Source organism: Pseudoalteromonas sp. PS5, from assembly GCF_004103255.1.
In the GTDB taxonomy this organism is placed as follows: Bacteria; Pseudomonadota; Gammaproteobacteria; order Enterobacterales; family Alteromonadaceae; genus Pseudoalteromonas; species Pseudoalteromonas peptidolytica.
On record NZ_RCSQ01000048.1, the window covers coordinates 56,909 to 65,597 of the forward strand.

Sequence of the window (8,689 nt, forward strand, 5' to 3'; positions counted from 1 at the left end):
CATGTCTAACACATTGATAGCAGATCACAACGGGGCTGTACGCGGCTCATTCCAAATTCCATCAAATGTGCCCGCGGGTACCTATGATGTAACAGTGGAAGGTAACAAAAATAGCAGCGCAGCGACGACCTTTACCGGACACGGGCAAGCTGAGGTTACTCAAGTACAAGATGTGATCACCACATCACTAACACAAATTACGCGCTACGACCCATTAGCACAAACATTTACTTTTGATCGTACACTGTATCTAGCCGCAGCCGATGTCTGGTTTACCAAAGTAGGTGAAACCGCACTAACTGTGGACATACGCACGACAGAAAACGGCATTCCGACACAAACTGTATTACGTCGCACACGTGTTGAAGCTCATACGATCACCACACAAAACAACACTGCAACACGCATTACCTTTGACCCTGTGCTGTTAGAGCGTGGTGTTGAATACTGTATTGTGCTGATGTCTGATGATCCGAACTATGAAGTTGAAGTGGCCACATTAGGCGACTATGACGAAAAAGCTGACGCATGGGTAACAGCGCAACCATTTCAAATTGGTGTGCTATTGAGCTCAAGTAATGCCGTGACTTGGACACCGCATCAAAAAACTGACCTACGTTTTACGCTGCATGAAGCTGAGTTTACCTCAACCACAAGAAACTATAACTTGGGCGAGTTTGATTTGTATGAAGCAGATCTGGTGCAAACACAGTTTAACGCCATGCGCCAAGATGCAGAAACCGACGTTAACCTCGTGATGACCTTGCCGAGCAATCGTGAAGTGCGCTTGAAAGAAGGCTCATTAATCACCCTAGGCGAGAAGGTAACAGGTCGTGCGAAGGTCAAGGTGGAGCTATCAGGCACCAAAGGTAAAACTCCACAAGTTCTGGCACCGATTACTATGGTGGGTGCTGGTGTAAAAGAAAAAGGTATTTATATCACCCGTCACATCAGCTTAGGCGAGCATGTCGATGTTCGTGTTGGATTTGATGCTGCGACAGGCCTTGACTCAAAAGTGACAGCGTACTACTCAACGGGTTCACAATGGCTGGAACTGCCATTAGTAGAGCAAATGTCGCTGGGCGGTGGTTTTAGCGAGCGACGCTACGAATTAAATGATATCTCGGGTGAAACTATACGCATTAAGCTAGAACTTGAAGGTACCGCAAATGATGTACCGCGCGTACGCCCTTTACGTGTGACCGTAGTTTAACTCACACACATCCGAATGAGACTTGTATAAAGGAAAATTGAAATGGCAGTTATTGGCGTCATAACGAACGAAGGTCTATCAAAGACGATTAACGCAGCCAACCAACAAGGTTGGAACATTAACCCAACACATTTTGCTATCAGTGCAACAAAAGGTGATTTAAATTCGTCACGCGATGGCGAGTCTACCAACGAAACTTGGTATGAAGCCCCCATAACATCACGACGTGTGATCAGTGAAAACTCTATCGAATTCGTCTGTAATATTCCTCCGAATGCAACTACAGAAGATATGGATATCGGTGAAGTTTATCTTTATGGTAGCGTCAGCGAAGACGATAACATTCCAGCTGAAGAACCGTTTCTACTGGCGCTTGGTCAACCTTCAAACGCCTTAACGTATTATTTTGAAGGCTCAATTTCACTGCGCCTTGTGGTAACACTAACCAACATTAATATCTCAGAGTTATTTGAGTTTAAATATGAAAATACACTCGATATTGATGACCATAACATGGATGCCGACGCCCACCCTAAATTAATCTCTGCTATTGCCCAGTGGGTTAAGGGTCTAGGTAACGCACTACTACGTAACGGCCAATTACTCTCTGGCGGTTCATTGCATGTGTCACAACCGATTGGCGATGATATTAAGCTACGCGCCGATGCTGCTGCAATCTATATCAACGGTGCCGTACTATACGTGCCGCAAACTGCTGAGCCAATTTCAGCGAGCCACAATGCTACCTTTAAATTTGGTGTCTGGGTTGATAATTCAGGCGCAGAGAATGTCGGTGGCTCAGAGCTTACCTCTCCAGACGCATCAGTTAAGTGGGGACTCGATTATGTGCAAGATAATGTGGGCGACTTCTACCCTGTCTATACGGTTTCTAACGGTAAACTACTGGAAGAGGAAGCACTGCTATCCGATGAAGCCAAAGAGCTAGTCGCACAAATTGTGCGCTATGATGTGGATGCCCATGGTGATTATGCTGTAAATGGCCTTGATGTGCGCTTACATGAGTTCAATACCGATGTAGATGGTGATCTCACTGACCCACTGAAAGATTCAACAACATTTGTTATCTCAAGTGGTCGTGCCCATGTCGGCGGCAGAGAAATTGATTTACGCCACGATAAACGTAGCCGCTTCAAAAACAATGCAGTTACTTACCTGACGCAAGGTGAAAGAATAGCTTTTCACCCAAACAGTGATCCCGAGAAGAATACAAACCGACTAAACCTAGACTTTGGTCCTGTATATCAAATTGAAGTTGTTTATGGTGAAGTGAGTTTACGCCACAAAAAAATAATCCGTACTACTGAAGGTATTGACCAGCTTGGTGTAAGTGCTGTTACTTCAATTGAAAAGATATACATTGGTTCTGGCGAAAGCGAAGTTATCTTTGAAGAAGGTACACATTGGGATTTTCTAGGTAACCAAGAAAGTAACTCGACGATAAAATGGCGTTCTGTTGACGGTGTTCCTGGTCCTCAGGATTCGTATTATGTTGACCTAAATCACAATGAAGAGATCACCCATGCAGTGAGTATTTCCGGTGACCGTAAAGCAATAGAGATCCAAAAATCATTTACAACTGATGAAACTCCAGATGGCCTCGAAACAAGCCTAGTGCCTGGTACAGAAGTTCAGATCGACTACCAATGGCGCGTACCTAGAATCGACCGTTTGTATTTAAACAAAGATGGTGAGTTGATAATGAAACGTGGTGTATCATCACCTTTCGCCAAACCAGCATCTCCAGCGCTGCCTGACAACGTGCTTTCTCTTGCTGAAATTTATCACACTTGGTGGGAAGAACCTGATGTTAAGCGTGATGGTGTAAAAGTAGTACATATGAGCGATCTAAATAAGATGCAGCAAAGTATTGTTGACTTATACGATTTGGTGTCATTAGAGCGCTTAAAAAATGATACAAGTCGCCAAGCACCATCAGCCACTCATGGATTATTCGTTGATCCTATGCTGGATGACGACATGCGTGACCGAGGTCTAGAATCGAATCTAACAGGCAATAAAGTGGATGGTATTGAACAAATAGCGCAAATAAATCCTGCTCGTGAAGAGCTTGTGCTGCCTATTAATATGAAACCAAACTCTTTAAATACATCTAAAGAAACCAAACCATGGACTCTTGATTATCAGCATACGGTACTCATTGATAAGGGACGCCCTGTCGAGCAGGTTGAAAAAACGGGGAGTATGAAGGTGAACCCTTACTCGGCGTTTAAACCTATTCCGGCAAAAATGACACTTATCCCTGCCGTTGATATTTGGACAGAAAGTAAAATAGAACTAAAAGATGGTCCACCGCTTAATAGTACTGTTGTAAACCATGGGGTATATGGCTTTAAGTTTAGAGGTAATGTAACTTCGCAAAAAGTAGGCTCAACTTCTCGTGCCGCTGAGTTTTTACGGGAGCTGGACGTCGAATTTACACTAGAAGGCATGTTGGAAGGGGAAGGAATTCAAGCCTTAACCTTTGATGGTGACGTATTGCCAGTTGTCTCTATTGATGGCAGTACCCCGACGATTGCAGACGCTTCTGGCGTACTCAAAGGTAAGTTTAAGATCCCAAAAGAGACGTACCCTGCAGGTCGAAAAGCAGTAACAGTGAAAGGCACAGGTATTGGTGGCAGCGAGCCAACTGAAGCAGAAGCGTCATTCACGGGTAAGGGCACCATTACAACAGAGGAGTGGCAAACTAAGTTCTCTGGAGGTTTCCAACGCTGGGATCCATTAGCGCAAACCTTCACACTTAATGAGAGCCACTTTATCTCAGGGGTCGATATTAAAATTACTAAACGCGGTGCTAAGCAACTCGTGCTGCAATTACGTAATACGACTGTTGGTATTCCAGATAAAACATTAGCTGAAGTGCGGGTAAATGCTGACGAGTTAATTGAATACGACAGTGGACTTTATGCTTCTAAAGAAGATCCCCTGATCGATGGTAAACCGCAATCTTATAGCAAACCTGAGGATTATGGCTGGACACGTCTGACTTTTGACCCAACTTATATTGAAGCGGGCCAGGAGTATGCTTTTGTTGTATTAACCGATGATGCTGACCACGAAATGGCGATTGCAGAGCTAGGCGGTGTCAACGAGAAGCAAAAAGTGATCACGGAGCAAGCTTACCAAATTGGTGTCATGTTATCGTCATCCAACGCAACAACTTGGACGCCACACCAAAAAGCAGATTTAACATTCCGCTTACTCAGAGCTGAATTTACCTCTTTAGAAAAAGAGATTAATTTTGGCGAGTTCGAAGTTGAAAAATTGTCTGATTTAATGGTAGCAGGTGGTGCAATTCGCCCTTCTGATAAATCAAATATTAAGATCAACTTTACGACGGAAGAGAATGTCACCTACGAACTCGACGAGAATGTGCCGTTCCGCTTGCCTAATTCATTTACGGGTAAAGTTAATGTTTCTGCGCGTTTATCGTCAGACAGTCACTATAGATCACCATTAATGTGGCCAGAAGCGCTGATGATGATTGGCTCACAAGCATCTAAAGCCCTCTACTGTACACGTACCTTTATGACTGGCGCTGCCGAGTCAACGTTGCGAGTTACCTTTGAAGGCCAATTTAAAGGTGATGCAAGCGTACAAGTATTTTACGCTGTGGATCCAAGTGCCAGTAACATCACTTGGATTGAAATGACATCCCCTGATGAAAAAGCGCTTGGTATAGACAGAACTGAGTATACCTACACGAAAGAGAACTTTGAGCATACCTCAACGCAAATAAAGTTAGTACTTAATGGCTCGGCACTTAACCGACCGGTAGTATCAAACTTACGTGCAATGGCTTTCTAAATAAAGCCCCGAGCAACGCAACAACTGGGGCGTCTCACTGAGTGAGCCGCCCCTTTTTGTCTAGAAGCCACAACGTGAAACACAGAGGCCTGTCATGGCATTATTGAACGACTTTAAAATCCTCAAGGGCGGCGGTGGCGGTGGTGCCGCATATCGTCGTGAAGATATACTCACCTCAGGAGTCATAGCGCCAAAACAGTTTGAAAGCCTAAGCGTCAAAATGGGCCAATCAATCACGCTCACCAAGCTTGAGGTCAGCGCGCCATGCTTGATCAGGATATTTGGTAAAAAAGACTTTTCTGACCCAAATCCTTTTGAGTTTTTAGCTTACCCAAATTACTTAAGTTATGAGGGCGCGGTATGGGACACACTCGGCACTGTCTGGGGTAATAACCGCTACCCGACACTCATCAACAAAGATGAGTTCCCAAATAACAAACTCTATTGGCACATAGCCAACCCCAGTGACGACCCGATACAGATCACGGTTGACTTTGGTTGGTTAGTTTTAGAGGAATAACGCATGTTTTATATTGACATACAAAGAGAAACAGAGCGCCGTTACTCAGCTGAAAAATTCATGCCCTTTAAGCACCGTACCGAACAAACAGGAAAACAGGGCGGTGTATATGATGTCTTAGATTCATATATGTTTGCAGCGATAAAAAAGCTGCCGATGGCCGGTACGTATTTAATCGTTGAAGATGAAGGCAACCCACCATTAATTTCATACCGCTTGTATGGCCATACCGAGTATTGGTGGATGCTAATGACCTACAACAGCCTCGTTAGCCCCATGCAACTCAAAGCGGGTGTTAGTATAAAGTATCCCATACTTTCAGAATTAGAAGCTTTATACGCAAAGCTAGCAGCGCGAGAACGTCACCCTAACGTTAAAAAAGTTGCAGCATCGACACCGCAAACCACAGGAAAAATTGGTGATCCTGATTCGCTCAACCACATTATTCCAAGTGGTAATGGCAATACCAACGCCATGTTACTTAGAGCGTACGCAAGTTTTGCAGCCCAAAAGTACGATCTCGCTTATGCGATCATTGATGATTTTCAAACAACCGAGGGGATCAATATTGATAGTTCTTCTGGTATTGATCACACCCCCTATAAGGTTGATATGTCTGCAGGGGGACGCCGTGCGCCGGTTTTGACGACGGTAACCCATCATTTGCTTGATGCTGCAAACGGGAACGCAGTTCATATCGCAATGCTACCCGACACCGAAGGCCTGAACATCGAATACAGTTTAGATGGCGGCACAACTTGGGAAGCGTTTAACAAAGGCGTTATTTTCACCAAGGGCGGTGATCATATTACCCTGAGGTTTATCTATAACCCTAGTGCTGGGGCGTCGATGAAACGTGCTTTCAACGGATATGTTATTGTACATAATTAGTAATGTATTGGGAGGCAGTACAAAAGCCTTCATACTGCAATAAATATGCAATTCTAGGTATTTTTCAGCAGTGACTATCGCCTTAGAATTAGCTAAAATTGTACAATAGTAGAGAATGAGACTTGTAAGTTGGATATCATTTAAAGATGACCATACATAGAAAGACGATAACTGTTCCCGTTAAAACAGGCAGTCGCGATCACCGTCATAGCAACCTAGATGTGTTAGACAGTTTTCGTACGGATCAATACGGAACATTAAAATTCAACAGTAAGACATTGGTTGATAAAGAATTTTTAGAGAGTTCATTACGTAAAAGAGAGCTGTTGCAACGGCCTTATGTCGTCGTCAGCTATTCAACTCACTTGTCACTGACTTCAGGTTTACCTTATTTAAACCTACTCACCTTTAAAGAGGGTAATGAAGTAAACGGGCAAGAAAGCCATAATTGTACAATAAGACCATATGATGCGGTCATGCATATTAATCAAAGTAACGCAGAGCTGGTCACCAATAGTGTAAACATCACCAGTGACAGTCAACCAGATGGAAAAGCCCATCAACTTTTGATTACGACCATCCCATCGTATGAAGATCAAATTGTAAAAGTGTCTCTTGATAACACAGACAGTTGGTATGTCGTTGCTCAAGACACGCCAATTGACATACCCAATGGTGCAAGTTCGTTACGAGCAAAACTATCGATGCCTCAAAGCAAAGACCCCGCAGATACTGAACGTCCGATCTACGGTATCTACATTCTGTATCGATGAGATTTGAAGGCGTTCAAACCACCGCCAGATGTTAGAGCAGTGGTGTAACGCGAGCATCCAAAAGTGCACGCTAGAGACTACGGCCCATGGTGATGGTAAACGCGAATGCTAGCTGTGAGTGAGACAAATAGCGAAAATGATTAATTAGGAGTTTGATATGGTGATCTCAACACACCGTTTAGGGCTAGCTGCGTTCATGAAAATGCAAGGTTGTAGCCTAGAAAAATTTGAAAATCGTCGTTTTTTCTTTGCAACAGAAAAAACACTGACCGATTGGGAAATCGAATATAGCAATTCTTGCTGTTATCGACATGACCTTGAGCTTTGTGAACTACGTAAGCTCTACCCTACAAGCCCTCGAGGTTAAGTAAGTAGGCGCTGGAAAGGTGGCAAGTATAGATTGCCGCCTTTGTTTATGAGCATGCGTCACTAAGACGCAAAGTTGAGTGAGAGTTTGCGAGATGACCACGCTAGATTACGGGAATCTAAGTTCTCAAATTTTGCAAGAGGAACGAGCTGCATTAATCGCGTCAGCAACAAAGCAGCTTAAAGAGCAAGATCAAGAATATTTTGGAACCCAAACCTATCACAACACCGTTATTTTCAACCTTGATGTTGATTTAGGTGCACTCGAAAATGCCAAATACGCGGTCAACGCGTATAGCGTTAAACAGTATGTAAATAATTTTTTTAACCAGATACTAAGCCCTACCGCAAATATTGAGTACAAAGGACATGTTACTTTTTCAGGCGTTAATCCAACTCAATTTGCCCAAAGCCCTGTTATTCACAACGCGTTATCTCTATCTTCGATAGACAATTTAGCCAATTTTCCAGAGCCTGAGCTCCTTAAAACTCCCGCGCTTGTTGGCGATGTAAAAAACTATATAGACGAAACCTATCGTTTAATAAACCTAAGCTTAGAGTACACAGCTGAGCAAGTAGTTGAAGCTAGGCTCAACCAAATACTACCAGATGCTATTGATTATTTTATTGATATATCGCTTGGCGAAAAATTAGCTTATTTTTCTGATGAATACGTATTTCCTAGAGTTGAACAACAAGTCAGTACTGCGTTAGAGGTTCAGGTAGCGCCAGCTGTGTCCTCTGCAATTCAAGATGACTTAGCGGCGTTTGCGCAATCAATCACAAATGATTATACAACCGCAATCGCTCGAGCTATTGAGAGCATCGATCCAGGTAACAGTTGGACCGAAGCGCAAATTCAAAATATTGCCGCCGAAGTCGATAACATTGTCGTACCGGATATTGTCGATACACAACTGAATTTAAAAGTCGCGCCAATGGCCAAAGCCGCCCTTGCCGATGACCTCAACGCGCTGCAAGCCAGTGTCACTGACGCCTACCAGGCAGAAATCGCTCAAGCCATCGCCAGCATTGACCAAAGTGGCAGTTGGAGCGAAGCACAAATTCAAGAAATTGCAG

7 protein-coding genes are annotated in these 8,689 nt (G+C 43.7%); all 7 read left to right on the top strand.

From position 1 onward, the window contains the following. Position 1: 1 nt before the first annotated feature. Positions 2-1,213: a hypothetical protein gene (locus D9603_RS06870; RefSeq protein ID WP_128730758.1), complete on the top strand. Its 1,212-nt coding sequence runs from the start codon at positions 2-4 to the stop codon at positions 1,211-1,213. A 42-nt stretch (positions 1,214-1,255) separates the two neighbouring features. Then, the gene (locus D9603_RS06875) at positions 1,256-5,059 is read left to right on the top strand and encodes a DUF4815 domain-containing protein (protein WP_128730759.1); all 3,804 of its coding nucleotides are present in this window, start codon (positions 1,256-1,258) and stop codon (positions 5,057-5,059) included. Positions 5,060-5,153: 94 nt separating this feature from the next. Then, positions 5,154-5,579, top strand: a complete 426-nt coding sequence (locus tag D9603_RS06880; RefSeq protein ID WP_125251870.1) for a hypothetical protein — start codon at positions 5,154-5,156, stop codon at positions 5,577-5,579. 3 nt (positions 5,580-5,582) lie between these two features. Beyond that, positions 5,583-6,470 carry a hypothetical protein gene (locus D9603_RS06885; protein ID WP_125251869.1) on the top strand — a complete coding sequence of 296 codons (888 nt, stop codon included), beginning with the start codon at positions 5,583-5,585 and terminating at the stop codon, positions 6,468-6,470. Positions 6,471-6,616: 146 nt separating this feature from the next. Further along, a complete protein-coding gene (locus D9603_RS06890; protein ID WP_128730760.1) occupies positions 6,617-7,243 on the top strand; it encodes a hypothetical protein in 627 nt (208 codons plus the stop codon). A 157-nt stretch (positions 7,244-7,400) separates the two neighbouring features. Further along, complete coding sequence (locus D9603_RS06895; protein ID WP_125251867.1) at positions 7,401-7,610, top strand: hypothetical protein; 210 nt, start codon at positions 7,401-7,403, stop codon at positions 7,608-7,610. A 94-nt stretch (positions 7,611-7,704) separates the two neighbouring features. Beyond that, positions 7,705-8,689, top strand: a 985-nt coding sequence (locus D9603_RS06900) for a hypothetical protein (RefSeq protein WP_153188195.1), incomplete at its 3' end; no start/stop codon positions are given.